The organism is Alcaligenes sp. GCM10023179 (genome assembly GCF_042653705.1).
GTDB lineage: Bacteria > Pseudomonadota > Gammaproteobacteria > Burkholderiales > Burkholderiaceae_B > Alcaligenes > Alcaligenes phenolicus.
In genome coordinates, this window is the sequence record NZ_JBHSIQ010000002.1 from 205,023 (window position 1) to 230,777 (window position 25,755).

The 25,755-nt window shown below is 57.1% G+C and carries 25 protein-coding genes and 1 tRNA gene; 13 read left to right on the plus strand and 13 right to left on the minus strand.

The features are described 5' to 3' along the window. Position 1: 1 nt before the first annotated feature. From ACFPDR_RS10320 to cysS, 10 genes are all read right to left on the minus strand, one after another. Positions 2 to 361: a DUF4870 family protein gene (locus ACFPDR_RS10320; protein WP_009457799.1), complete on the minus strand. Its 360-nt coding sequence runs from the start codon at positions 359 to 361 to the stop codon at positions 2 to 4. A gap of 89 nt (positions 362 to 450) precedes the next feature. Then, positions 451 to 1,374: a prohibitin family protein gene (locus tag ACFPDR_RS10325; RefSeq protein ID WP_080655542.1), complete on the minus strand. Its 924-nt coding sequence runs from the start codon at positions 1,372 to 1,374 to the stop codon at positions 451 to 453. Next, on the minus strand, positions 1,364 to 1,504 hold the full coding sequence (locus ACFPDR_RS10330) for a hypothetical protein (protein WP_022983530.1): 141 nt from the start codon (positions 1,502 to 1,504) through the stop codon (positions 1,364 to 1,366). Before ACFPDR_RS10330 ends, ACFPDR_RS10325 begins: the two co-directional genes overlap by 11 nt. Positions 1,505 to 1,677: 173 nt before the next feature. Then, positions 1,678 to 2,238, minus strand: a complete 561-nt coding sequence (locus ACFPDR_RS10335) for a hypothetical protein (protein ID WP_230940584.1) — start codon at positions 2,236 to 2,238, stop codon at positions 1,678 to 1,680. A gap of 417 nt (positions 2,239 to 2,655) precedes the next feature. Continuing rightward, positions 2,656 to 2,748: transfer RNA gene (locus ACFPDR_RS10340), tRNA-Ser, on the minus strand. Positions 2,749 to 2,808: 60 nt separating this feature from the next. Then, complete coding sequence (locus ACFPDR_RS10345; protein ID WP_022983529.1) at positions 2,809 to 4,062, minus strand: aspartate kinase; 1,254 nt, start codon at positions 4,060 to 4,062, stop codon at positions 2,809 to 2,811. 167 nt (positions 4,063 to 4,229) lie between these two features. Then, positions 4,230 to 5,177 (minus strand): tRNA lysidine(34) synthetase TilS, encoded by a 948-nt coding sequence (tilS, locus tag ACFPDR_RS10350; RefSeq protein ID WP_376911266.1) that lies wholly within the window; start codon positions 5,175 to 5,177, stop codon positions 4,230 to 4,232. A 130-nt stretch (positions 5,178 to 5,307) separates the two neighbouring features. Then, positions 5,308 to 6,273 (minus strand): acetyl-CoA carboxylase carboxyltransferase subunit alpha, encoded by a 966-nt coding sequence (locus ACFPDR_RS10355; RefSeq protein ID WP_022983527.1) that lies wholly within the window; start codon positions 6,271 to 6,273, stop codon positions 5,308 to 5,310. A gap of 26 nt (positions 6,274 to 6,299) precedes the next feature. Next, positions 6,300 to 6,971: a DNA-3-methyladenine glycosylase family protein gene (locus ACFPDR_RS10360; RefSeq protein ID WP_042483969.1), complete on the minus strand. Its 672-nt coding sequence runs from the start codon at positions 6,969 to 6,971 to the stop codon at positions 6,300 to 6,302. Beyond that, complete coding sequence (gene cysS / locus ACFPDR_RS10365; RefSeq protein WP_035270889.1) at positions 6,956 to 8,407, minus strand: cysteine--tRNA ligase; 1,452 nt, start codon at positions 8,405 to 8,407, stop codon at positions 6,956 to 6,958. The genes ACFPDR_RS10360 and cysS overlap by 16 nt, the downstream gene beginning before the upstream one ends. Positions 8,408 to 8,671: 264 nt before the next feature. Between cysS and ACFPDR_RS10370 the strand changes: the two genes are divergently transcribed. The 3 genes from ACFPDR_RS10370 to ACFPDR_RS10380 all read left to right on the plus strand — a co-directional run bounded on the left by ACFPDR_RS10370 (position 8,672) and on the right by ACFPDR_RS10380 (position 10,752). Next, the gene (locus tag ACFPDR_RS10370) at positions 8,672 to 9,283 is read left to right on the plus strand and encodes a tetratricopeptide repeat protein (RefSeq protein ID WP_226348582.1); all 612 of its coding nucleotides are present in this window, start codon (positions 8,672 to 8,674) and stop codon (positions 9,281 to 9,283) included. Positions 9,284 to 9,452: 169 nt separating this feature from the next. Continuing rightward, the gene (locus tag ACFPDR_RS10375) at positions 9,453 to 9,962 is read left to right on the plus strand and encodes a peptidylprolyl isomerase (protein ID WP_045931048.1); all 510 of its coding nucleotides are present in this window, start codon (positions 9,453 to 9,455) and stop codon (positions 9,960 to 9,962) included. Then, positions 9,952 to 10,752 (plus strand): UDP-2,3-diacylglucosamine diphosphatase, encoded by an 801-nt coding sequence (locus ACFPDR_RS10380; protein WP_376911102.1) that lies wholly within the window; start codon positions 9,952 to 9,954, stop codon positions 10,750 to 10,752. The genes ACFPDR_RS10375 and ACFPDR_RS10380 overlap by 11 nt, the downstream gene beginning before the upstream one ends. A 1,088-nt stretch (positions 10,753 to 11,840) precedes the next feature. Here ACFPDR_RS10380 and ACFPDR_RS10385 read toward each other — a convergent pair. From ACFPDR_RS10385 to ACFPDR_RS10395, 3 genes are read right to left on the minus strand one after another with little or no spacing between them, the layout of a single operon-like run. Next, positions 11,841 to 12,701: an undecaprenyl-diphosphate phosphatase gene (locus tag ACFPDR_RS10385; RefSeq protein WP_239055223.1), complete on the minus strand. Its 861-nt coding sequence runs from the start codon at positions 12,699 to 12,701 to the stop codon at positions 11,841 to 11,843. Positions 12,702 to 12,727: 26 nt separating this feature from the next. Next, a complete protein-coding gene (locus tag ACFPDR_RS10390) occupies positions 12,728 to 14,311 on the minus strand; it encodes a TerC family protein (protein ID WP_035270896.1) in 1,584 nt (527 codons plus the stop codon). Between the two features lie 58 nt (positions 14,312 to 14,369). Then, positions 14,370 to 15,161 (minus strand): inositol monophosphatase family protein, encoded by a 792-nt coding sequence (locus tag ACFPDR_RS10395; RefSeq protein ID WP_060185686.1) that lies wholly within the window; start codon positions 15,159 to 15,161, stop codon positions 14,370 to 14,372. A 108-nt stretch (positions 15,162 to 15,269) separates the two neighbouring features. Between ACFPDR_RS10395 and ACFPDR_RS10400 the strand changes: the two genes are divergently transcribed. The 10 genes from ACFPDR_RS10400 (at position 15,270) to ACFPDR_RS10445 (ending at position 25,753) form a co-directional block, all read left to right on the plus strand. Continuing rightward, the gene (locus ACFPDR_RS10400) at positions 15,270 to 16,118 is read left to right on the plus strand and encodes an RNA methyltransferase (protein ID WP_088450892.1); all 849 of its coding nucleotides are present in this window, start codon (positions 15,270 to 15,272) and stop codon (positions 16,116 to 16,118) included. 145 nt (positions 16,119 to 16,263) lie between these two features. Next, positions 16,264 to 17,034, plus strand: coding sequence for an IclR family transcriptional regulator (locus tag ACFPDR_RS10405; RefSeq protein ID WP_022983524.1), 771 nt, complete (start codon positions 16,264 to 16,266; stop codon positions 17,032 to 17,034). 629 nt (positions 17,035 to 17,663) lie between these two features. Next, on the plus strand, positions 17,664 to 19,073 hold the full coding sequence (locus ACFPDR_RS10410) for a short-chain fatty acid transporter (RefSeq protein ID WP_035270901.1): 1,410 nt from the start codon (positions 17,664 to 17,666) through the stop codon (positions 19,071 to 19,073). A gap of 9 nt (positions 19,074 to 19,082) precedes the next feature. After that, complete coding sequence (locus ACFPDR_RS10415) at positions 19,083 to 20,363, plus strand: amidase (protein ID WP_376911103.1); 1,281 nt, start codon at positions 19,083 to 19,085, stop codon at positions 20,361 to 20,363. Between the two features lie 57 nt (positions 20,364 to 20,420). Continuing rightward, positions 20,421 to 22,103: a malonate decarboxylase subunit alpha gene (gene mdcA, locus ACFPDR_RS10420; protein WP_035270904.1), complete on the plus strand. Its 1,683-nt coding sequence runs from the start codon at positions 20,421 to 20,423 to the stop codon at positions 22,101 to 22,103. 34 nt (positions 22,104 to 22,137) lie between these two features. Further along, complete coding sequence (gene mdcC / locus ACFPDR_RS10425) at positions 22,138 to 22,488, plus strand: malonate decarboxylase acyl carrier protein (protein ID WP_009457832.1); 351 nt, start codon at positions 22,138 to 22,140, stop codon at positions 22,486 to 22,488. Next, positions 22,485 to 23,387 (plus strand): biotin-independent malonate decarboxylase subunit beta, encoded by a 903-nt coding sequence (locus ACFPDR_RS10430; RefSeq protein WP_376911104.1) that lies wholly within the window; start codon positions 22,485 to 22,487, stop codon positions 23,385 to 23,387. The genes mdcC and ACFPDR_RS10430 overlap by 4 nt, the downstream gene beginning before the upstream one ends. Beyond that, on the plus strand, positions 23,384 to 24,097 hold the full coding sequence (mdcE, locus tag ACFPDR_RS10435) for a biotin-independent malonate decarboxylase subunit gamma (RefSeq protein ID WP_022983522.1): 714 nt from the start codon (positions 23,384 to 23,386) through the stop codon (positions 24,095 to 24,097). Before ACFPDR_RS10430 ends, mdcE begins: the two co-directional genes overlap by 4 nt. Next, a complete protein-coding gene (gene mdcG / locus ACFPDR_RS10440; RefSeq protein ID WP_376911105.1) occupies positions 24,097 to 24,801 on the plus strand; it encodes a malonate decarboxylase holo-[acyl-carrier-protein] synthase in 705 nt (234 codons plus the stop codon). Before mdcE ends, mdcG begins: the two co-directional genes overlap by 1 nt. After that, the gene (locus tag ACFPDR_RS10445; RefSeq protein ID WP_376911106.1) at positions 24,791 to 25,753 is read left to right on the plus strand and encodes a triphosphoribosyl-dephospho-CoA synthase; all 963 of its coding nucleotides are present in this window, start codon (positions 24,791 to 24,793) and stop codon (positions 25,751 to 25,753) included. The genes mdcG and ACFPDR_RS10445 overlap by 11 nt, the downstream gene beginning before the upstream one ends. The last annotated feature ends 2 nt before the right edge of the window (positions 25,754 to 25,755 follow it).

Sequence of the window (25,755 nt, forward strand, 5' to 3'; positions counted from 1 at the left end):
ATCAGGCAATCGCCTTGCCGTCATTCAGAGCCAGCAGACCCTTGATCAGACGGTACAGAATCCACACGCTGACAATCACGATGGTCACGAAACCGACCAGAATCGCCATCAACAAGAAAGACAGCGCCACACCAAGCAATCCCCACCAGAACGTACGGATTTGCCAATCAAAGTGCGACTCCAGATAGGTGCCGCGCACTTCATCGCGCTTGATGTAGTTGATGATGATGGCGACCAGGGCGGTGATGCCGCCAAACATGGACAAGATGTACAGCGCGTAATTGATCAGAGTCAGATTACGCAGACTGACCAACTGGTTTGTACCGTCGCCTTGTGGGACCGGGTTCCTTTCCTCATTCATCCGTAACTCCTTGGAAAAATAAACGGTAGCGTTACCTATCCCGTAACGCTACCGAAGAAAACCTGTTCAGGTCAGTGACTGCCTGGAGATCAACGCAGTCCAATAAATGGCATGGCGGAACCGGGAACCAGACTTTCTGGCAACTTACCGTCCCATTTTTCCACCGCATTCAAATTGACCAGATTGGTATTCTGGGCCAATGCCTGGGCCCTGGCAGAAATGGCCTTGGCTTCGGCGTCACCACGCAGGCGAATACCGTCAGCTTCGGCCATGTAGCGTTCGCGCTGAGCGCGGGCTTCTGCTTCAGCCTGAACCACTTTGATTTCAGCCTGAATGGAAGCAGTTTCTTTTTGCTGGCGGGTGGTTTCAATTTGAACCTGAGCCAACATGCGGTTTTCAATCGATTGCTCGTAGGCTTTGGAGAACGACACTTCCTCAACCTGCACGCCCATCATTTGCAAAGGAGCGGACTCCAGGGTCACGCGCATGGCTTCGTTGATGTCAGCACCCAGCTTCTCGCGATTCTGAATCGACTGAGCAGCAGTGTACTTACCGAACACGTTCTTGATCACATCCAAAGCCTTACGCTCGAGCAAGCGAGCTTCCAGGGCATCGAGTGAACCGTACTCGGAGTACAGCTGAGCCACATCAGTTTCAGGTACGCGATACGTTACCGAAGCCACCATGGAGGCGGACTGCTGGTCAAAACTGTACGCCTCAAGCTGCATGCGAACCGTGTGATCACGTACCGAAATGGTACGTACCGTGTCAAAGAACGGAACCTTGAAGTCCAGGCCAGGTTCGGCCACGCGAACCAGCTTACCGTTACGCAGCACCACGCCACGTTCACCCTGGTCTACCTGCAAGAACGAGCCCATGGAGGCCACGATCAGGATCAGGAAAATAACAACCGCCGCTCCCAGGAAACCCAGTCCCTTGGAGTAGTTGGCAGTGCCACCTTCTGGCTTTGTTTTAGCAGCCAGTTTCGTAAATGGATTTTTATCAGTGCTCATCACGGCTTCCTTTATGTGGCTGACGCGTCTGGTCTTTTAATTGACGACGTTCCACCATCAGTTGCCGTATGCCTTTGGCAATCAGGTAGGCCAGCACAGCGGCCCCCAACAAAATCAAGATGATACGCATGACGCTTCAGTCTTCCCACTAGATTTCAGTCAGAGCGCAATTATCCCCGATTCCTTCTGTCACGCTCAGAAAAGAAGCGTCAAAATATGACAAATGGACAGTATTGCTGGTAACAAATCTTGAACAGACGCCATTGCGACGCCCGAGAAAATGGAAAAAAGCAGATTAGTTGCTTATTCGAGAGAAGCCAGGGCAGCGTCCAGTTCAGCCAGATGAGCCTGTACCGGCGGTACATCGCTACGGGTTGCAACCAGGCGCAGAATATGGTTTTTACTGATCTGGAAGGTGCGCATCAACTGCTCCAGTTCAGCCGTGGAGTATTGGCGTGCGTTATCGCGCAAGGCCGCTTCCAGCGCATCCAGCTGCTCGTAAACCGAGTCCAGATCTTCACGCTCCTGGATATAGAGACGAGTCAGCCAGATATGGCGTCCCACGCTATCCCATTGCTCCAGTCCGGCAAAGCCATACTTTTGCGTCAGACTGTTCAATTGACGGTAAATGTCGGAACCGCGCTCGACCTGATCCACCTCCAGCATGGGTGGGAAACCGTCTGGCAGACCGCCATCCCAAACCGGCTCGCTACGCTCCACGGTTTGCAGCACCGGCAAGATTTCACCCAGGCTTTGCACATAACGAGTCACGACCTGGTCATCCAATGCCAGCTCAGTTGACGATGCCAAAAAAGGCAGGCCCATCAAGGCCATGCTACAGATACAGAGGACTCGTTTAATCATCGCTCGCCCTAAAAAACAAGACCACCCGTCTTGAACGACGTAAAACACATTGGTCGATTGTAAGCACGGGAATGACTGCTTTTCTTTGCCTGTGCCAAAAACGACACAGCCTTTTCAATCCTCAACAGTCTTGGACTGAAAAGCCTTGCGCTTTAACAATCCATGCTGTTTGAAACGCTGCTGCCAAGGACACTCTACCGTTTCACTTCGCCTGAGTGGGCAAAATAAAAAAGTAACAATTATTTTTTGTTCTTGTGTTTGGAAAAGTGTGATGCCCGTCTTGTTGTCGCCATTACTGCCTGAACCAGGACCGGGTTTGCACAAAGACAAGCTTGAGCGTGGGTCCGAACATTGGCGACACTATGCGTCAGACAATAAAAAAAGCCCTTGAAAACAAGGGCTTAATTTAATTCCAGCTGGCGGAGACGGAGGGATTCGAACCCTCGATACGGGTATAAGCCGTATGCTCCCTTAGCAGGGGAGTACCTTCAACCTCTCGGCCACGTCTCCAGCTCTAGGAAAGAAGTAACTATAGCATTTTTAAAAAACCAATGCAAATAGCTAAAGGGATTATTTTTCCTGATCCAGCTCGAACGTCTTGTGCAGAGCACGCACCGCCAATTCCATGTACTTGTCGGCAATAATCACCGAGGTCTTGATCTCGCTGGTGCTGATCATCTGGATGTTGATGCCCTCTTCGGACAAGGCGCGGAACATGGAGCTGGCAATACCAGCGTGGTTACGCATGCCGATACCAACGATGGACACTTTGCACACGGCTTCATCAAACACGATTTCGCCAGCGCCCACAGCCGGGCCGACCTGGTTCATCAGCAGTTCCTTGGTACGCAGCGCGTCGTTGCGGCTGACGGTAAAGGAAAAGTCTGTGGTGCCCTGAACCGACAGGTTCTGCAAAATCATGTCGACTTCGATGTTGGCCGCTGCGATGGGGCCCAGAATGGAATAGGCCACGCCGGGGGTGTCGGGAACGGCACGCAGGGTGAACTTGGCTTCATCACGGCTGAAGGCGATGCCAGAGACAACGGCAGCTTCCATTTTTTGGTCTTCCTCGAAAGTAATCAGCGTACCCGAAGACATTTCTTCTTCGAGCGAAATCATGGGGTCGGTCATGGAGGACAAGACGCGCACAGGCACCTTGTACTTGCCAGCAAATTCCACAGACCGGATTTGAAGAACTTTGGAGCCCAAAGAGGCCATTTCCAGCATTTCTTCAAAGGACAGCACTTTCATGCGACGTGCTTCGGGCACGACGCGCGGGTCGGTGGTGTAGACACCATCCACATCGGTAAAGATCAGGCATTCGCTGGCCTTCATGGCAGCGGCAACAGCCACCGCGGAAGTATCCGAGCCACCACGACCCAGGGTCGTGATATTGCCTTCATCATCCACCCCCTGGAAGCCGGTCACAACGACCACACGGCCTGCGTCCAGATCCTGGCGAATGCGGGTGTCATCAATAGAACTAATGCGGGCACGAGTGTAGGCATTGTCGGTCTTGACGGGAACTTGCCAACCGGCGTAGCTGCGGGCGGGAACGCCCTGGGCAGCCAAGGCCATGGCCAACAAAGCGCTACTGGCTTGTTCGCCCGTAGCGGCCAGCATATCCAGCTCGCGCGGATCAGGCTGAATACTCAGTTCTTTGGCCAGGCCTAGCAAACGGTTGGTTTCACCGGACATGGCCGAAGGAACCACCACAACTTGGTGCCCGGCGGCATGCCATTTGGCAACCCGACGCGCCACATTCTGGATGCGCTCGATCGAGCCCATCGACGTGCCGCCATATTTATGTACGATCAGGGACATCTTTTACTCTGCATCAAAGGGCTAAGGTCTGGGATAGACACAAAACCCAACTATTCTAACGACTTTCTGTGCCCCAAGCGCAGGCTCTACCACATACACACGCAAAAAAACACATACTTTGTCGACTCAACACCATAGCCCACGCTCCTGCCACAGGCCACCCCAAACTACTTACTTGCTTGATCGGCCACCCGGCCTGCTTGCTGGTCGCCTGGACCGGCAGATTCGATCTGCACCCGGCCTCGCACACAGCGCACCAGGTTCTGTCCATGCTTCCACATCAAATTTCTGTCGTGCCCCCGGGCATGCAGCCCGCGCAGTTGCTTGAGCAGTTCTGCCAGACGCGCTTGCGTAGGCAAGCCAGCGCCCTGCTCCTGCAACCAATAACGGAGCACCAGGCTTTGCCGCGCTGGCTCCAGACTACGCCAGGCCACCAAACTGAAACTGCGTCCTGTTTCATCAGGTTCCAGTGTCAGCCAATCCTGGCTGGCCACACTATCCAATACTTCCTGTGTTTCGCGGCTTAGCTGGGCTTGACGCTGCAAACGGCTTTGCCAGCCCGGCCAGCGCGCGTCGAGTACAGGCGTGAGCAAATCGCGTACTGCACCACGGGTGTAATCAGGATTGATATTGGTGGGATCTTGTACCGCATACCAGCCTGTGGCTGCGGCAAACGCATCACTGGCTTGAAGAATAAGTGCCCTGGGCTGCTCCAGCCAGGGTCGCCAGTACTGCAATTGATCGCGCTGCATACGGGGTGCCATCGCCCCCAGACCGGTTGTACCCGTGCCTCGCAGCAAACGCATCAGAACCGTTTCGGCCTGATCGTCTTGATGATGAGCCAGCAGTACATGCTGCAAGCCAACAAAATGCGCCAGTTCAGCCAGGCCCTGATAACGGGCATCACGCGCGGCAGATTCCATACCATCAGCGCTTAGACGGCGGGACTGTACCTGGACCCGCAAACTGTGACAGGGTCGCTGCAAACGCGCAGCCAAGTCATGCACATGCGCTTGCCACTGATCGGCAATGGCTTGCAGGCCGTGATGAATATGGAAAAAATGAAGTGTGACTTTGCGGCGGCTGGCCCAAAGATGGGCATGTACCGCCAGCATTGCCGAGTCCGCACCACCACTTAAGGCGACAGCGACGCAATCGCCGCTTTTGAAACTTAGGTGATGGTTAAGCGCCTCCAGCAGCGGGGGTGAGGGGCTAAAGCCCCCCAGCTGACTGGAAGGCAATGGATCAGGCACGAACTTCCTGATAACGACCGTAGGCCAATAGACGTTCCATACGCTGCGCCAGCAGTTGTTCGGTGCTCAGGCCCGAGACCTGACGCAAGGCGTCGGCCAGGGCACGGCCCAATTGGCGCGCCATCATGGTGGGATCGCGATGTGCGCCACCAATGGGCTCGTTGATCACGCGATCGACCAGGCCCAGTTCTTTCAGACGGGGAGCGGTAATGGCCAGGGCCTCAGCCGCCACGGGCGCCTTGTCCGCACTACGCCACAGAATCGAGGCGCAACCTTCGGGCGAGATCACGGCGTAGGTGGAATATTGCAGCATGGAGACCACGTCACCCACGGCAATTGCCAACGCACCGCCCGAACCGCCTTCACCAATAATGGTGGAGATGATAGGTACACGCAGTTTGGCCATGGCAAACAGGTTATGACCGATTGCCTCGGACTGGCCACGCTCTTCAGCGCCAATACCAGGGTAGGCGCCGGGAGTATCAATGAAGGTAAAGACAGGGATACCAAATTTTTCCGCCAACCTCATCAAGCGCAGGGCTTTACGGTAGCCTTCGGGGCGCGGCATGCCAAAGTTGCGACGGGCGCGCTCTTTGGTATCACGACCTTTCTGGTGACCAATCACCATGCAAGGCGTACCGTTGAAACGGGCCAGACCACCCACAATTGCCAGGTCGTCCGCATACATGCGATCGCCATGCAGTTCGTGAAAGTCCGAGAAGATCTGGTTTACATAGTCCAGGGTGTATGGACGTTGTGGATGGCGAGCAACCAGGGCCGTTTGCCAAGGCGTGAGCTTGGCGTAAATGTTCTTGGCCAGCGTCTGGCTTTTTTGCTGCAGACGGCTGAGTTCCTCTGAAATATCCACAGCGGAATCAGATTGCACATAGCGGAGCTCTTCGATTTTGCCTTCGAGCTCGGCCAAAGGCTGCTCAAATTCCAGGAATGTATTTCGCATGTCGGTTCTTAAGGTTTAGGCCTAATTTAATATCGTACCGCAACTGTGTTCAGACTGCGCCACAGATGCCAGGTAGCCACCGTGCACCACGGTGCCCACGCTTGAGCAACTTCACGCGCCTCGAACCGGGAGACCGGCTCGCCGCTGAAATAGTGCTGAGAGATTGCCTTGAGCAGGCCCGCATCATCCAAAGGGAGAACATCGGGTCTGTGCAAGTTGAAAATCAGAAACATATCTGCCGTCCAGCGACCTACGCCACGAATGGCGCACAGATCTGCAATAACGGCTTCGTCAGACAGGGACTGCCATGCCTGGGGGTCGATTTTACGAGCATCAAAGTGAGTCGCCAAATCAACAATGTATTCGGCCTTGCGTTTGGGCAAACCCAAACCATGCAGGGCCTCGTAACCCAGTTCCAAAATAAGTTCAGGCGAGAGCGCCTGGCCACAGCCGTCCAGCAGTTTGCGCCACAGCTGGTCCGCCGTACGCGAGGCCAGTTGCTGGCCCACGATGGAACGCACCAAAGTGGTGAAAGCCGGAGCCTGATGTTGCAGCCAGTAGTCGCCATGCTGGGGGATGAGCTTGCGCAAGATACGATCGCGCTTCATCAGCTGGGCGCAGGCGTCGTCCCAGTAATCAGGTTTGCCCACCAAACGAACTTGAGGGCCGGATTGAACGCCGCTTAGGCCCTGCGCCATTGTGTTGCTCCACCTGGCCGATCTTCCAGCTCTACGCCCTGCTCTTTAAGCTGCTCACGGATGGCGTCGGCGCGCGCAAAGTCGCGATTCTGTTTAGCCTGGCCGCGTTCCGCCAGAAGCTCGTCAATCTGGGCGTCGCTCAAGGAGTCGGCACCGGCCACGCTGGCCGCCTGACCAAAGCGTGTGCTGGCGCGCCAGTAGACGGCGGGGTCCACTTGCAACAGACCAATCACGCCACCCAGGGCACGCATCAAACCGGCGGCCTGCGCATCCTTGTCGCGGTTGGCCTGGCCAGCCAGTTCAAACAGAACGGCAATAGCACCGGCCGTATTGAAATCGTCATTCATGGCTTCGGCAAAAGCCAAAGCGGGGCCTTGAGTCCAGTCAATTTGGACGTCGGCGGCAGGAACGTGTTGAAGGGTCTGGTACAGACGGTCCAAAGCCTGCTGAGCATCGCGCAGATTATCTGGTGCGTAGTTTTGCAGGCTGCGGTAATGGTTGCGCACAATAAAGAAGCGCAACATTTCAGCTTCACGCGGGTTGGCGATGTAGCTGCTTTCTTCGTCGGCCAGACCTTCGGGCGCCACGGTATCGCGGATGCGACGGAAGTTGCCCAGGGACTTGGACATTTTCTCCGAGTCCACCATCAGGGGGCCGCAGTGCATCCAGACATTGGCCAACTGACCGCCAAAGGCGCCTTCCGTTTGAGCAATTTCGTTTTCGTGGTGAGGGAACTTCAAGTCCGGGCCACCGCCGTGAATATCCAGGGGCAGACCCAGCAGCGCCTTGCTCATGGCCGAACATTCGATGTGCCAGCCCGGACGGCCCAGACCGTAGGAGGACTCCCATTTGGATTCGGCGGGTTCGTCTTCTTTAGCCGACTTCCACAGCACAAAATCCAGAGGGTCACGCTTGGCCGAGTTCAGGGCAACACGCTCACCGGCACGCAGATCATCCAAAGAGCGACCCGACAATTTGCCGTAGCCGGGGAACTGACGCACGGCGTAGTTCACATCACCGTCTTCGGACTGATAGGCCAGGCCGTTTTCTTCCAGCTTGGCAATAATGCCCAGCATATCGGGCACGTGCTGCGTGGCGCGTGGTTCCGAGTCAGGGCTTTGCACACCCAGGGCCTTTTCGTCGGCATGCATGGCGGCAATATAGAAGTCCGTTACCTGAGACATCAGTTGCTTGCGCTCGACGGCACGGCGGATGATCTTGTCATCAATATCGGTAATATTGCGCACATAGGAGACGCGATAGCCGCTTGCTCGCAACCAGCGCTGCACGATGTCAAAGCTGACCAGCATACGAGCGTGTCCCAGGTGACAGAAGTCGTACACCGTCATGCCACAGACGTACATACGCACGTGGCCCGGTTCAACCGGAGAAAACACCTCTTTAGAGCGTGACAACGAGTTATAAATGCGCAACATGGCCTGTAATCGTCATAAAATCGGAACCTTGTGCCAGAACAATTGCCCTTGGATCAGGTTCCGTATTTCCCGCCCGGCAAGAGGCAAGGTTAGAATGATGGTCAATAAGTATAGCAAGCAGACCTCGTTAAAGGCAGCAATCTACCAACCTTCCTGGTCTTCAAGCCAGATTTTATAGGCGCCCCCTCTGTGTTCAGTACACCTAGACGGACTCGGTTTCTCGCTCCTTGCACCCTGGCCCTTTTTCTGGCCCTGGGTCAAAACGTGAGCGCCCAATCCCTGCCCGATTTGCCCCCGCCCAGTGCGCGGGTGAACGATCCCTTGCTGGATATCGCTCCCGAACCTGAACGTGGCTGGAAGGGTCTGGCCCGTGCTCTGGACGTGCTGGCCCCCAGCGTCGATACCTCTTTGCCGCTTAGCGCCGCTGAAGTCAGCCAGCGCATCAGCACCTTGATTGCCCAGGGCCGTCATGCCGACGCCTTGCAGGCGATCGAAAAACAGCTGGAGCAACGCAAGGACCGTGGTGAGCCCGGTGCCAATGTGCAACTGCTGTTTTTGAAAGCACGCGCCCTGTCAGCCAGTGGTGACCACAATGGCGCCATCAGCCTCTACCAGAACATGACCACCTATTACCCGGAGTTGCCCGAGCCCTGGAATAATCTGGCGGCCGAGTACATTGCGCAGGACAAGCTGGACCTGGCCCTGGAAGCCCTGAAAATGGCTTTGACCGCCGATCCCTCCTACGCACTGGCCCGCGCCAATATGGGTGAAGTCCAACTGATGCTGGCCAATGACACCTACCGTCAGGCCGCCGCCAGTGGTGTGCCCAAAGCAGCCCAGCGTGCGCAACAAACTGGCCAAATTCTGCAACAATAAGATTTTTCTTTGACTGGGTTGTCCCTATCTTATGTTTGCAAGCACATTTCAATGGTGTGATCAGGCTCGCAGCTTGCGCACCCTGCTTATTGCTGCCTGTATGGCTATGCCTATGATGAGCAGTCCGGCTATGGCAGCAGATTCTTCCACTTCTTCTGAAGGCACTTCTATGAGCACCTCTCCACGCGTCCAACTGCAGACGAACCAGGGCACCATCCTGATCGAACTGAACGCAGAAAAAGCCCCCAACACCGTAGCCAACTTTGTGGACTACGTGTCCAGCGGTTTTTACGACGGCACCGTGTTTCACCGTGTGATCAACAACTTCATGATCCAGGGCGGCGGCTTTGAGGCCGACATGAAGCAAAAAGCCACCAACGCTCCTGTCAAGAACGAAGCCGACAACGGTTTGAAGAACGACAAGTACACCCTGGCCATGGCTCGCACCTCCGACCCACACTCGGCTACGGCTCAGTTCTTCATCAACGTGGCTGACAACGACTTCCTGAACTTCACCGCTCCTACCGCCAATGGCTGGGGCTACGCCGTATTTGGCCGCGTGATCGAAGGCATGGACGTGGTCGACAAGATCAAGACCGTGCGCACCGGCAACAAGGGCTTCCACCAAGACGTGCCCGTTGAGGACGTCGTTCTGGAAAAAGCCACGCTTGTCGAATAAGCTCACGCTTGCGGGCAACATCTGGATTGCTGCGGACCTGCATCTGGGTCCGGACAATCCAGACACCGTCCAGGATTTCCTGCAGTTTCTGCACTTCGCCCAGCATCAAGCTCATGCCTTGATCCTGGGCGGTGATATTTTCAATGCCTGGATTGGTGACGATCAAATCGCCCACCCTGCTCCCTGGCTTGCTCAAGTCAGTGAGGCGCTGCGCACATTCGCGCAGCAGCATCCGCTGTATCTGATGCGCGGCAATCGCGATTTCCTGCTGGGCCAAACCTACGCCCGCCATGTTCACGCCACGCTATTGCCCGATCAAGTCGTTCTGGACACTTCTGCCGGCCTGATTCTGATGTCGCACGGCGACGAGTACTGCCTGGACGATCTGGCCTATCAACGCTTTCGCCATTGGGTACGCAAACCCTGGCTCCAGAAACTCTATCTGGCCTGCCCTTTAAGCTTGCGTCAGCGTATTGCTGATTCAGCCCGCGCCGGTAGCCAGCGCGGCAAGCAATACAAGTCCAAAGACATCATGGATGTGCAGCCTGCAGCTATTGTGGCAGCCTGCGAGGCGCATCCTGTGCAGGCCATGGTTCATGGCCATACACATCGCCCTGCAGTACATGACATTCCCGGCTTTGAGCCGGTACGCCGCTGGGTACTCCCGGATTGGGAGTCTGACTCCTCGGAAGGAGGACGACGGGGCGGCTATATCAGCATTGAAGGTGTACAGCTCTGCCTGCACCAGTGGGGGCAAGAGGATCAGTGTCAGACACTGGGACCTCAGTAAGAGTGACTTCACCTACAGCCAGCTAGGTTTAAGCTCCACGTCTTTTTATACCTTCTTGCGATAAAACCTGTTTTTCTTCACACGGTGCTGGTGGCAGGAATCAAGGTGGGTGCATAAGCATTTTTGAGGGGGCAGTTGGGCTCGACTTGGCGGGTCTCCGGCCCGTGCTGCGCACGAGTTCCCTGGTCTCTTGCAGTATCCAGGCGCCCTGTGAACTCGCGGGGTGGCTCGTCCCCCGGATGAACCACAAGCGCCCCGCTCAAACAGCACAGGGCTTGCATCCTGGATACTGCAAGAGCCTGCGGCCAGAGCCCTGACTCGCCCGTCGAGCCCAACTGCCCCCTCAAAAACGCAAAAAAGACCGTGATTTTTGCCAACAAGATACTTTCGCTCGCGGCAACCAAAGCGGACCACCGAAGGCTGGTCTCGTGCCCGACCACCGACTCTTGGCGCCATGAGCAGCAAGGCTGCTTGTCCCTTCCTAACTGTGAGCCTCTCGGTTCGTCTGCCCCGGTATCCGGGCGGTTCAGACTGCTTGCCGCAGGCGGTATTCGGATACGGGGTGCAAGCGCCCTTATGTTTGAGCGGGACGCTTGTGTCTTGTCCGGTGGACAAGACACCCCGCGCGTTAAGGGCGCGCCCGTATCCGAACACCGACCAGGGTACCGGTGCGCAGCACCGGCAAATAGTCAGCCCGGATACCGGGGCAGACGAACCGAGAGGCGTCTTGCTGAGACCAAGCTCCTTTCAATAAGCAGCAGCGTATCGAAACCGAACCAGGCCAGACCAAATGACGGGCGACAAACCCGCTATTTGCCAACAAACCCTTGAACACAATAATCACCAAAAAAGTGCCTATCAAATTGGTACATCGCTAGATACGCGGACAGACAGACGGATAGACAGCTAGACAGATAAATAGATAGATAGATAGATAGGTAGGTAGGTAGGTAGGTAGGTAGGTAGGTAGGTAGGTAGGTAAAGTATGTGCGTGAAAAGACGACATTTACCGAGCCTCCCTGAAAAGAAAAATCCCCGCTGGCAGATCAAGCAAGCGGGGATTTCAAAACATCTTAGGCGGCAAAGGTCTAAGTCATCAGCCACACAAACAATACTCCGCCCAACGCAATCCGATACCAGGCAAAAGGACGATAGGTGCGACTGGACACAAAGCGCAGCACGGCCTTCACCAGGAACAAGGCGCTAAAGAAAGCAGCAACAAAGCCCACAATAATCGCGGTACTTTGATCTGCACTCAAGGACGCACCGTTGCGATACAGGTCATAAACCGTAGCAGCCAGCATGGTTGGCATGGCCAGGAAGAAAGAAAACTCCGTGGCGGTCTTGCGCTGAATACCGGCCAGCATGCCGCCGATAATAGTGGCGCCCGAACGTGAAGTACCTGGCACCATGGCAATACATTGGGCAAACCCAACCACCAAAGCCTGCTTCCAGGTGATCTCTTCCAAGGCAAAGGCGGTAGCCTTTTGCGAGGTGGCGGTTTCACCCTGATCCAGCTCCGACGTGTTCTTCGCGTACTGCGGTTTGCGCTCGACCCACAGCATCAACAAACCACCCAATACCAGCGTGAACACAAACACAATCTGGTGATGGAACAAGGCTTTGACGTACTGAATCGTCAAAGCACCAATAACGGCAGCGGGCAAAAAGGCAATCAGCAGATTGCGAGTGAACATCAGCTCGGTACGATCTCCGCGCAAGACCCCGGTGAGCAGCTGAATCAAACGGGCGCGAAAAATCCAGATCACGGCCAGAATCGAACCAAACTGAATGACAACCTCGAAGACCTTGGCATCACCCGAGGAAAAATCAATCCAGGAGCCCAAGATCAGCAAGTGCGCCGTACTGGAAACCGGAATGAATTCCGTGATGCCCTCAACAATCCCCAGAAACAGGGCTTTCAACAAATAGAGAGTTTGCTCAGTCATGTTGTCCGAATCAAAGCCAATAAAAATTAAGACGCCAGAAATGGATCGATTTGTTCATCATCGTATGGCACACGTTCCAGGCTGACCTGCGAAATGCGACGCCCTTCCAGCTCTTCCACCTTGAAGCGATACACCGCATCGCTTTGCTCAAGCACACACACATCGCCCACCTTGGGCAATTGTCCGAAACGCGTCAGCAGATAACCGGCCAGGGTGGCATATTCTTCCTCTTCATCCACCAGACCATCCACACCCAGCATCTGTTCCAGATGATGCAAGTCCGTAGAGCCGTCCAGGAGCCAGTGGTCCTGGGACTCCTGGACAATATCGGGAGTTTCGTCCTCGCTGGGGAAGTCGCCTGCAATCGCCTCGAAAATATCCAAAGGCGTCACCAAACCTTCAATAGTGCCGAACTCGTCCGTCACCATGACCAGCTGCCCGCGGCTTTGCTTGATGGTTTCCATCAGGTCCAAAATCCCGATGGACTCATACACAAAAACCGGCTGACGCAATTGGTCCAGACGGATATGACCATGAATCAGCAGGTCTGCCAGTAACTCTTTGCTTCGGCCAATGCCAATAACCTCATCGAGCGAACCGCGACACACTGGCACCATGCTATGGGGTTCATGCGTCATCTTTTCGCGCAGGACCTCAGGATCGTCCTGCACATTCACCCAGGTAATCGCATTGCGCGGCGTCATCACCGAATGCACCGTGCGCTCGGACAAGGTCAATACACCACTGACCATATTGCGCTCTTCCTGACCGAACACCATTTGCGCCGCCGCACCGGGCAGATCCGGCCCGATGGCCGTTTCACCGGAAGCGGGACGCTTGCCCAACATGCGCAGCACAGCCTCGGCCGTACGCTCACGCATGGGACGACCAGCCTGCAGCATACGCAACTTGCGACGCGCCAGCTGATTGAACATTTCGATCAGGATGGAGAAGGAAATGGCCGCATACAGGTAACCCTTGGGTACATGTACGCCAAAGCCTTCCACCAGCAAGGAGAAGCCGATCATCAACAAAAAGCCCAGGCACAGGATCACCACCGTGGGGCGACTATTGATATAAGCCGTCAAGGGTTTGGAAGCAACCAGCATGATGCCAATGGCAATGACCACCGCCGCCATCATGATGGGCAGGTGCTCGACCATACCCACCGCCGTAATGACCGCGTCGATGGAGAACACGGCATCCAGCACCACGATCTGCGCCACGATGACCCAGAAGCTGGCATACATGCGCGAGCCGGAAGCATGAGCGCTGCGGTTCTCAATACGTTCGTGCAGCTCCAGTGTGCCCTTGAACAGCAGGAAAAAACCGCCCACGATCATGATCAGATCGCGACCTGAGAAATCCAGGCTGAATATGGAGAACAAAGGATCGGTCAGCTGCACCAGATGAGACATGACCGTCAGTAAGCCAAGGCGCATCAGCAAGGCCAGTGACAGGCCCAGCACACGAGCCCGGTCGCGCTGCGCCGGAGGCAGCTTGTCGACCAAAATTGCAATGAACACCAGGTTATCGATGCCCAGCACAATTTCCAGAACTACCAGTGTGAGTAACCCAACCCAGGCGGTCGGGTCCATCAACCACTCCATCTCAGCTCCTTGGCGCTGTGATTAAAAGAACACCCCGGCAATGCCGGGGTCTAGGTTCTTAATCTTGCAGGTGCGACAGCATCTGAATAAAGATCTTCGGACTGGCGGCAATCACATTGCCAGTCTCTTTCCAGGTTTGTTCGCCTTCAAAGTCGCCCACCAGACCGCCGGCTTCGGTCACCAGCAAGGTGCCGGCAGCCAGATCCCAGGGTTTAAGGTTAACGGCGCAGAAGCCATCCAGACGGCCTGCGGCCACATAAGCCAAATCCAAAACCGTTGCACCCACGCGACGCACGGCAGCACATTCGGCCAGCATATCGGCAAATGGAGAGGTAGGTTTCACGCCTGCACCCGAATCCGGCACGTGTGCACCGATCAAGGCATCGTGGTAACGGGTCTGGCCCGAGACACGAATACGACGGTCATTCAGGAAGGCACCACCGCCACGGCTGGCCGTGAACATTTCATTGCGGTTGGTGTCGTAAATGACGGCATGGGCAGCCTGGCCACGGTGCATCAAGGCAATCGAAATTGCGTAGCACGGAAAGCCGTGGATAAAGTTGGTGGTGCCATCCAGAGGATCAATGACCCACTGGTATTCGGGAGCACCTTCGCCTGCGGGTTCCAGCGGTGGGCGCTCGCCCGTTTCCTCGCCGATAAAACCGTGGTCGGGGTAGGCTTCGCTCAACACTTCAATGATGGCTTCCTCTGCTGCGCGATCCACTTCCGTGACATAATCTTTAGGGCCTTTACGCGCAACCGACAGGTGCTGGAGGTCCAGACTGGCGCGAGAGATAATGGTGCCGGCACGGCGAGCCGCCTTGATGGCGGTATTGAGCATCGGGTGCATGGAAATTCCGTTTTTTTAACAATAATTGAGCCTGCCTGGCGTGCCCTGTTGCAGGGCAAAATCGCGTGAGCAGACACAGGAAGCGTAGCTTCAAAGTAGCTATTTTAAATGACTCAGACGCAAGCATCGGCATTTGATGATAATTTTCACCGGGTTCGCTTCATTATGGTGCAACCCAGCCACCCTGGAAACGTGGGCGCAGCAGCGCGAGCGATCAAAACCATGGGCTTTGGCGACTTATGTCTGGTCGACCCGCTAGACCCGGACGTTGCACAAAACCCTCAGGCAATCTCGCTGGCCAGCGGTGCCGTCGACGTTTTGGAGCAAGCAACTATTGTTCCCACTCTGGCACATGCACTGGAACCGGTCACTCTGGCTTTTGCCCTGACGGCCCGCCCCCGCTATTTAGGACCGCCAGCCGCCGATATACGTCAGACTGCCGAACTGAGCCGTGAGCATCTGCGCCAGCACGCCGGAACCGTCGCCATTGTGCTGGGGACCGAACGCGTGGGCCTGACCAATGATCACATCAGCCAGTGCCAATACGTCTGCCATATTCCGGCCAATCCTGAATACAGTTCCCTGAATGTCGCCCAAGCTTTGCAACTGGCTGCCTGGGAATTGCGCTATGCCTTGCTGGCTGAAAGCGGTGCCAGCCTGCTGCCCAATACGGATGGCAAGGCAGACCCTGGCAAGGAGCTGGCTCCCCAAGCCAAGGTGCAAGCCTTGCTGCAGCACTGGGAACAGGCCATTGAAAGCGTCAAGTTCCTGGACCCCAAACACCCCAAGAAGCTGGTGCCCCGCATGCAGCACCTGTTCGGTCGCGCCCAGCTTAGTTTGGACGAAGTGGATATGTTGCGCGGCCTGTGTACCGCCATGATCAAGACCGCCAAAACAGCGGGCCACCCCATCCCCGAACAACGTAAAGACGAGTCGGCAGGCCCGGAACATCGCTAAAACCTGCCTTCAAACGCGCTACCCCTCTTGCCCGCTGCACCCAGCGGGCATTGTCTTTTATGAGCGATCACACAGTGGACACTTTCTTGGCTGGCGTATATTCTTACTGAGTTACTTTTTCGGTAAGCAATAGCTGTTTTCAAGCATGAACACTCCCGAGACCGTAGAACCGCAGGATCAGGCCGGGCCGCGCACCTTGCAACGCGGCCTGCTGGTGCTCAAGACTTTGCAGAATCATCAAGGCAAAGGGCTGAGCGTCACCGACCTGTCGCGCGCCACGCAATTACAGCGCCCCACCATCTACCGGCTGCTGGCCGCCCTGATCGATCACGGTCTGGTCCAGAACAGTAGCCATAGCCGTCGCTACAGCGCCACGCGCCAGGATCAGGGCCTGTTTGGACTGGACCCGCGTGTCACCATCATGCAGCCCATCATGCAAGAGCTGGCTCAACAGACTGGCGACGCGGTCTTTCTGGTGGGCCGCGATGGCGACGACTCCGTTAGCCTGTGGCGCGAAATTGGCCCCTACCCGGTACAGATTCTGGCCACTTATGTAGGCAAGCGTCAGCCTTTGGGCGTGGGTTCGGGTGGCATGGCCTATCTGGCCACACTTGGGGACGAAGCGATCGAGCAGATTATCGAACGCAATGCCAATCAACTGGATCAGTACGGTGGCATGACTCAGCGCGAGATGCGCCAGTTGGTCACCAACACCCGTATCCGGGGCTACTCGGTTGTAGGCAATTACGCCGTACGCGGTGCTTTGGGTGTGGGCTGCGCGTTGTGCGATCACAAAGGCCGCCCCATTCTGGCCATGAGTGTCACGGCCATTACCGAGCGCATGCCTGCGCCACGGCAAAAAGAAATTGCCGGTTTGCTGCGCGACGCGCTGGATTCGGTCGCCGACAAGTTTTAAATCTGGGCGGATCTCTCCCCCTGAATGGTGTCGGATCGTTAACACCCTCATCCGCACACAGCCTGCCCTGTGTGCTTTTTTACGCCTCGAACCTCCCCCTCCCCCTGCTTTCCTCATCAACGCAGGTGGCTCTTCCAGGCTCAGCCTGTCAAGACAAAGGAAACTACGCTGGCGATAAGCCTGGCCCCTTCCCAAGCCGCACTCATCCCAGCTTGGCTGCTGAAAAAAGCAGTTCCGTTTCAAACAGTGCTCTAGCCGCCATTCAAACTGGTCCTCTAATCAGTTCGTTTTAGCTAAATATCCCCATTTCTCAAAAAACTGTCAGCTTTATATCGAAAGCCGCGTGTCGCAGCATTCGCACGCCCTTTTCTCCCTAGGGTTAACGCGTCATCGTTTCGCCGCGCGTAAATAAAACAACATTTGCTTTATTGATCCACGCACCAGCCTGTCGCTATCTTGTGGGCACAACGATAAGCCCCCTAAGGGGCACACCATAAAAAAGGAAGGCGAGATACAGGCAACAGTCATTACCGAGGAGTACGCGCTAGCGGGACTGTGTATCCAGCATCCACATCCATCAGCCGACCCACTAGCCAGGTCGGGGAGACAAAAACAAGGATAAGTTCATCATGAACACCACTGCTACCCTCTCGGCCAAACCCAGGCCAAACTTGCTGACCCGCTTTACCAATATCTGCGTGCGTTACGTAGAAAAGTGGATGCCGGACCCGTATCTGTTCGCCGTCATCCTGAGCTTGCTGGTTGTAGGACTGATTGCCCTGTTTGTCGATGGCGCCACCCCCGGAGGAATGGTGGATGCCTGGTATCGCGGGGTATGGGGTCCCAAAAGCATTTTCACCTTTGCCCTGCAAATGGTGCTGATTCTGGTAACGGGCTACACCCTGGCCGAAGCACCGCCCTTGAAACGCGCCATCATCTGGTTGGCCTCCCGTGCCCGCACACAAGTTGAAGGCGCCCTGTTGTGCTTTGCCGTGGGCGCGATCTTCTGCCTGCTGAACTGGGGCCTGGGTCTGGTGGCCGGTGCCCTGGTTGCACGCCAGGTTGCCCGCCGTCTGCCCAATGTGCACTTTGGTTATCTGATTGCCTCGGGTTATATGGGTTACCTGCTCTGGACTCAAGGTCTGTCCAGCTCGATTGCCCTGGCCAATACCGATCCCAACAGCCCCATCAACGTCATCCATCAACTGACCAGCATGACGGTGCCGTTCAGCCTGACCATTTTCCAGCCCTATAGCTGGATTCCAGTTGTGGCCCTGATCATCCTGCTGTTTCTGACGATCTGGCGCATGGAGCCCGACTACGCCTTACCACCCGACCCCGCCGTCTTTGCTGACATTGAAAAAGACCTGCCCAAAACCAAGCCCAGCACCCCAGCCGAAAAGCTGGAAAACCTGTGGATTCTGAATGTGCTGTTCTTTGCCGCGGGTATGTACTACTTCGTGCGCAGCGGTTTTGCGCTGAACATCTCATCCATGATCATGCTGTTTACCGTCACCGGTGCCCTGCTGCACTGGACGCCTATCCGCTTTATCAAATCCTTTGTCGAGTCCGCCAAAACGGCAGGCCCGCTGATTCTGCAGTACCCGCTGTATGGCGGCATCATGGGCTTGCTAGCCTATATCCCCATGGAAGGCGGTCGCGCCCTGGAAGAAATCCTGTCCTCCGCGCTGGTGACCGGGGCCAATGAATACACTCTGCCCTTCCTGACCTTTATCGCCTCCATCATCATCTCGCTGTTTGTTCCTTCCGGTGGCGGACACTGGGGTGTGCAAGGCCCCATCGCTGTGCAATCGGCCCTGGCCATTGGTCAGGACGGCCCTGCCTACCTGGGCCTGATGTCCATGGCCGTGGCCTTTGGCGAGGCGGTGGCCAATATGATCCAGCCCTTCTGGCTTTTGCCTGTGCTGGCCATTGCGCGCCTGAATGTACGACAAGTGATGGGCTTTACTGTCGTGGCCTTTCTGATTGGCACCGTCATTTTGACGATTGCTATTCTTATCGCACCCTTCACGATCTAAGGACGCGCCATGTCTGTGAATGATTTCGCTACCCGAAACAGGACATCCAGCCAGGAGGCAGCAGAGGCAGCAATTGCCCGCTACGAGCAAACCGAGGATCTGATTCAGGCCTTTGCCCATCTGGACAAGGAGCAGGTACGGCATGTCGCCCAAGAGCAGGAGAACAACACCGGCCCCTTGAAGGGGCTGGTCATCGGCATCAAGGATTTGATCAATACGGCGGACGCTCCAGCCACCTATGGTTCGCCCATTTATCGCGACAACCGCCCCACACAGGACGCTGCCATTGTGCAGGCCCTGCGTGCGGCCGGTGCCGTGCCTTTTGGCAAAACCGTCACCACGGAATTTGCGCTGTTCAGCCCTCCCAAGACACGCAACCCCTGGAATCTGGAGCACACGCCGGGTGGTTCGTCGTCCGGCTCGGCCGCTGCCGTGGCCGCCAATGTGGTGCCGGTAGCTTTGGGCACCCAGACAGCGGGGTCCGTGGTGCGCCCCGCCACGTTCTGCGGAATTTACGGCTTCAAACCCAGCTTCGGCGCCCTGCCCAGCAGCGGCTTGAAAACCATCAGTCCCTCTTTGGACACTTTGGGAATCCTGGGCCAGCGTCTGGAGGATGTGCGTCGTGTGTTCAACGCACTGCGCAGCACGCCGGAAGTATCGCAAGTCCTGCAGCAAGCCCCTTTGCGCCTGAGCTTTTTGCACACGCCCTGGTGGGAGGACATTGCCGAGGATTTGCGTGATCGGCTGGAAGCGACCGTAACTCACCTGAAAACGGATGACGGCCAGTTTGAAGTTCAGCTTAGCGACAGGGACAGTCTGTTTGGTGAACTGACCCACGCGCAGCAAGCCATCATGGGAGCTGAAGTACTGGCCCATTTAAGCCATGAACGCCAGCAACACCTGGAACTGCTCTCGCCTGCTTTGCAGACTTATCTGGATAAATGCGCACAGACTCAACCTGCCGAACTGATTCAGGCTCAAGGCCTGATCAATCAGGTCAAGCGCCAACCCGAGCTGATCTTCGGCGACGCAGACCTGATCCTGAGCGCCGCCGCCTTGGGCGAGGCTCCCACACGCGACACCACGGGCGATCCCGTGCTGTGCCGTGCCTGGACGGCATTGGGCATTCCATGCATCAACTTGCCCATCGGCTTTGGCAGCCACGGGCTTCCTTTAGGACTGCAAGTGGCTGCCCGCCCTGGGCAGGATGACCTGCTACTGGAAGCGGCCACCCGCATTGCCCATCGCCTGGGCACATTAACTATCGCGCTGCCTGAACTCCGATCCTGAAGGGTCGGGCAGCTTACTCAACGGATCACATCGACAGAGGTAGGACAGGGAAACCCAATGACGGACAGCAACTGGAATCTTAAGAATCAAGCCCGCCAGCAAAGACTGCAACGTGCCAGCCGCGCACTGGGAGACTCTTTGCAAGGCAAGATATGCAGCACGGATAAAGCCAGCAGCTTGCTGGAAGCCGTATTACAAGTAGGAGATCGAGTATGTCTGGAAGGCAATAACCAGAAGCAGGCCGACTTTCTGGCCGACGCACTGGTGGGAGTCGACCCAGCGCAGATTCATGACCTGCACATGGTGCAATCCGTGCTGGCCTTGCCCCAGCATCTGGATGTGTTTGAAAAAGGCATTGCCAACCGCCTGGACTTCAGCTTTTCCGGCCCGCAAGGTGCGCGCCTGGCCAGGCTGGCCTCGGCAGGACGACTGAACATCGGTGCCATTCATACCTATCTGGAGTTGTTTGCCCGTTACTTTGTAGATTTGACCCCGAATGTCGCGCTCATCGCGGCCCAGGCCGCCGATGAGCACGGCAATCTGTACACCGGCCCCAATACCGAGGACACCCCGGCTATTGTGGAAGCCACCGCTTTTTCCGGCGGCATTGTCATCGCCCAGGTCAACGAGCTGGTCGACAGCCAGACCACCCGCCTGCCACGCGTGGACATTCCCGCCGACTGGGTGAACTTTGTCGTGCCCGCTCCCCGCCCGCACTTTATAGAACCGCTGTTTACCCGTGACCCAGCCCAGATCAGCGAAATCCAGGTCTTGATGGCCATGATGGCGATCAAGGGCATCTACGCGGAATACGGTGTGCAACGCCTGAACCACGGCATCGGTTTTGATACCGCCGCCATTGAATTGTTGCTGCCCACTTACGGCGAATCACTGGGCCTGAAAGGCAAGATTTGCCAGCACTGGGCCTTGAATCCGCATCCTGCCCTGATCCCGGCCATCGAAGCCGGTTGGGTGCAATCGGTGCACTCCTTCGGCTCCGAGCTGGGCATGGAAAACTATCTGCGCGCCCGCTCCGATGTGTTCTTCACCGGCCCGGATGGCAGCATGCGCAGCAACCGCGCGTTCTGTCAGGCGGCTGGCCACTACGCCTGTGACCTGTTCATCGGCTCCACCTTGCAGATCGACCTGCATGGCAATAGCTCCACCGCCACGCTGGGCCGTATTGCCGGTTTTGGTGGCGCACCCAATATGGGCGCGGATGCACGTGGTCGTCGCCACGCCAGCCCCGCCTGGTTGAAAGCCGGGCAAGAGGCACGCCAAGGACGCCAAGGTGCAGCCGGTACGCCACGTGGTCAGAAGCTGGTGGTGCAGATTGTGGAAACCTTCCGCGAACACATGACGCCCGCCTTTGTGGACACCCTGGATGCCTGGACCCTACAGGAGCAGACCGGCATGGATCTGCCGCCCATCATGGTGTACGGCGACGATGTCACTCACATCCTGACAGAAGAAGGCATCGCCAATCTCTTGCTGTGCCGTACCGACGAAGAGCGCGAACAAGCCATACGTGGTGTTGCCGGCTATACGCAAGTGGGCCTGGGCCGAGATGCCCGCATGGTGGAGAACCTGCGCGATCGCGGCATCATCCGTCGCCCTCAGGATCTGGGCATAGACCCACGCCAGGCCACCCGCAATTTATTGGCCGCACGCAGCATGCGGGATCTGGTTCAAGCCTCCGGCGGGCTGTATCAACCTCCGGCACGCTTCCGTAACTGGTAATAGCCCGCCACGCTATTTGCATTAGGAGATCACGATGACAAACATTCCTCACGGCCTGGAAACTCTGGCCTATAGCTTCAAAGGACAAGAGCCTATTGGCACCTTCCAGCCTGTGCTGGTGGGCGTGGTAGGTTCGGGCAATCTGGAAGTGCTGGCCGAGCCCAAGGACAGCGCCGAATGCACCATCCATATTCATACCTCGGCACGTGGTTTCTCCACGATCTGGGATGCGGTGGTGCGGGACTTTCACCAGCGCCATCCGCTGGCCGGTATTCACTTTGACATTAACGATATGGGGGCCACCCCTGCCGTAGTCAGTCTGCGTTTGGACCAGGCCGCCAGCGAAGCCCTGGCACGCAGCCAAGCACAAGGAACACAGTCATGAGCAGTTATCTGGAATGTTCTGCCCGCCAGCGCGTTCAGGCTCTGTTTGACGCCAACAGCTTTCACGAATGGCTGCCGCCTGCACAACGTTTAAGCAGCCCCCATCTGGCCCAGTTGGGAGTGCCTTCTTCCTTTGATGATGGCGTGGCTATCGGCCGTGCTTTGCTGGAGGGGCAGACCGTGTATGTGGCGGCGCAGGAAGGCGAATTCATGGGCGGCGGTGTGGGCGAAGTCCACGGCGCCAAGCTGGTGGGCCTGCTGCATCGAGCCATGACTGACCGTCCTGCAGGCGTAGTCCTGCTGCTGGAGTCCGGTGGTGTGCGTTTGCACGAAGCCAACGCCGGTTTGATTGCCGTCTCGGAAGTGATGCGCGCCCTGCTGGACACGCGTAATGCCGGAGTGCCTGTGATTGCTTTGGTCGGCGGGCAAAACGGTTGCTTTGGAGGTATGGGCATTGTGGCCCGCTGCACCAACCACCTGATCATGAGCGACGTCGGCCGTCTGGCCATGTCCGGCCCGGAAGTGATTGAAGCCTCCCACGGAGTCGAAGAATACGACTCCAAGGACCGCGCTTTGGTCTGGCAAACCAGTGGCGGAAAACACCGCTGGCTGACTGCCGATTGCGACGACCTTGTACCGGACACCGTGGCCGCTTTCCGCGCCGCTGCCGTACAAGGCTTGAAGAATCCAGCTCGTGGTCCCGTCACCCTGGAAGAGCTGGAACAGGAACATCAGCTGCTGGCACACCGCGCAGCCCTGCTGCCTGTGGAGCAATGGGACCAAACTGAAAATCAGGCCCAAGCCTTGTGGCAAGCACTGGGGCTGGAACAAAGCGATCAAGTCGGGCAGATGGATGCTGCAGCCGTCAAAGCATTACGCAGCCAGGAGGCGCTGTCATGAAATGGGAAACACTGGTGCAATCGCTGTTCGATACGCAGCACAGCATTAGCGAACAGGATTTGTTCTTGCAGGGCGATGCCCAGTTTGATGGCGAGACCTTGGCCGTGATCGGCACGACGGAACACGCCCCCATCGGCGTGTCCCTGGCCTTGACCCAGGCACAGGCCGTGCTGGACACCATCAAGAACCATCCTGGCCGTAGCCTGCTGCTTTTGGTCGATACCCAGGGCCAGCAACTGCGCCGCCGCGATGAGCTGCTTGGCATCAACCGCGCCATGGCTCACTTGGGTATGTGCCTGGATCTGGCCCGACGCAAAGGCCACAAGGTCATTGGGTTGGTGTACGACCAGGCCCTGTCCGGTGGCTTCATCACCTCCGGTCTGATTGCCGATGCCTGCTATGCCGTGCCCGAAGCCGAAATTCGCGTCATGCGCATTCCTGCCATGGCCCGCGTGACCAAGCTGCCCGAAGCTATGCTGGAAGAGCTGGCGCAGTCCAATCCGGTCTTTGCGCCCGGCGTAGGCAACTACGTGGCCATGGGAGGCATTCAGTCTGTCTGGGACAGCAGTTCGCCAGAGCAACTGCGTGCTTCCTTGCGGGCGGCACTGGCTCAATCCAATGATCAGGATCGCCGCGCCAGCGATGGTGCCGAACGTGGTGGCCGCCGCCTGGCTGCCCAGATCATTGAACAGGTCTTGCAGGCATCCTGATGACAGCCCAACTGCTCGCTCGCCGTCACCACCTGATCACGCTGGACAACACAGCCTGGGATCAGGTGCTGGCTGATCTGGAGCCGACCAGCCACACCTGCCAGAGCCTGCGTCAATGGCAGACTCGGGGCTGGCCGCTGGTCGTCAGCCGTCAGCCAGGCGAATTGCGTAGCGGGCAGTTGCAAGTGGGCATTCCTTTACCGAGCGATTGGGGGCGGCAACGCCTGTCCCTGATCGTTCCCCAGAACCAGAGCCTGTCTTGGGGCAGTTTCCCCCCCGCCCATGAAGCCCAAACCTTATTGCCAGCCTCCTTGGCGCAAGACTGGCTGAGCTTATGCCAGCGTATGCAAGCACATGGCTGCACGGCTCAGGTCTATGGCAGTTATGGCTGGGAGCTGATCACAGGACAGGGCTATGTGCGTGAAGGTTCAGACCTGGATTTGCTGCTACCCGTGCAGAGCGCCACGCAAGCAGATCGTCTGGTGGAGCTATTAAGTGCAATCAGCGAATTGTCCGGTTTGCCCCGTCTGGATGGAGAGTTGCTGTTCCCGGATGACGCCGCCATTGCCTGGCGTGAATGGCAGCAATGGCGCAGCGGTGCCAGCAGCAAAGTGATGATCAAACGCACTCATGGTGTACGTATTCAGGCGCACTCGGACTGGCCCGAGCACGCTCCTGCTCCGGAGTCCTCTCATGCTGCTTGATGCCATTGAAACCAAAACATTGGCGCATCGCCCCACTGCCGCCGACTTCATGGATCCATCCCGTTCCTGGAGTTGTGCGGCCATAGGCCGTGCGGCGGTTCTGGCGCTGTATGACGAGCTGATTCTGGCTCCCAAACCGGGGCTGGTTTCCTTGCTCGACAGCGGCAGCCATGACGATATGGATGCCAGCACTTTTTATCGCAGTCTGTTTGCCCTGCGCCATTATTTTTCTGACATGGCGGCTCTGGGCCAACAGCGTGTTCCATTCAGCCAGCTGCAAACTCGCGGGATTGCAGCGGAGGCTCGCATGCAGGCGGCAACCGGGGGCATCAATACCCACCGTGGCGCCATCTTCATGCTGGGCCTGCTGTGCGCAGCCGCAGGCGCTTGCCTACCTTTTCGCACCCTGACTCCCGCCACGATTCGGGACCAACTTCAAACATTATGGGGGGCGGCTTTACAGGCCCGCAGCCTGCAAGCTTCGTCCGCACTGCCGGGCGGACGGGCGGTACGCCGCTATGGCTTGCGAGGCGCGAACCAGGAAGCAGCCCAGGGCTTTCCCACCTTGTTTGAAACGGCCTGGCCCGCCTGGCAAGTCGCTGTCAAAACTTTGTCTCCGCACAGCACACCAGTGGCAGAACAGCAATTGCAAACCGTGGGTCTGCATACCTTCTTTTCTGTTATGGCGGTCCTTGACGATAGTAATCTGGCCCATCGTGGCGGACTGGAGGGGCTACACTACGCGCGCCGCTGCGCCATGCACTACCTGCAAGCAGGCAGTGCATTCAGCCCCGATGCGGTGCAACGCGCGCAAGCCTTGCATCAAGCCTTCATGAAGCGTCGCCTGTCCCCCGGGGGCGCAGCCGACACCCTGTCGGCCTGCTGCTGGCTGGATCGCTTGCAAGCCTATGCACCCGGCAGTGCCAGCCAGCGTCGCCCTACTGGAGCCTGACT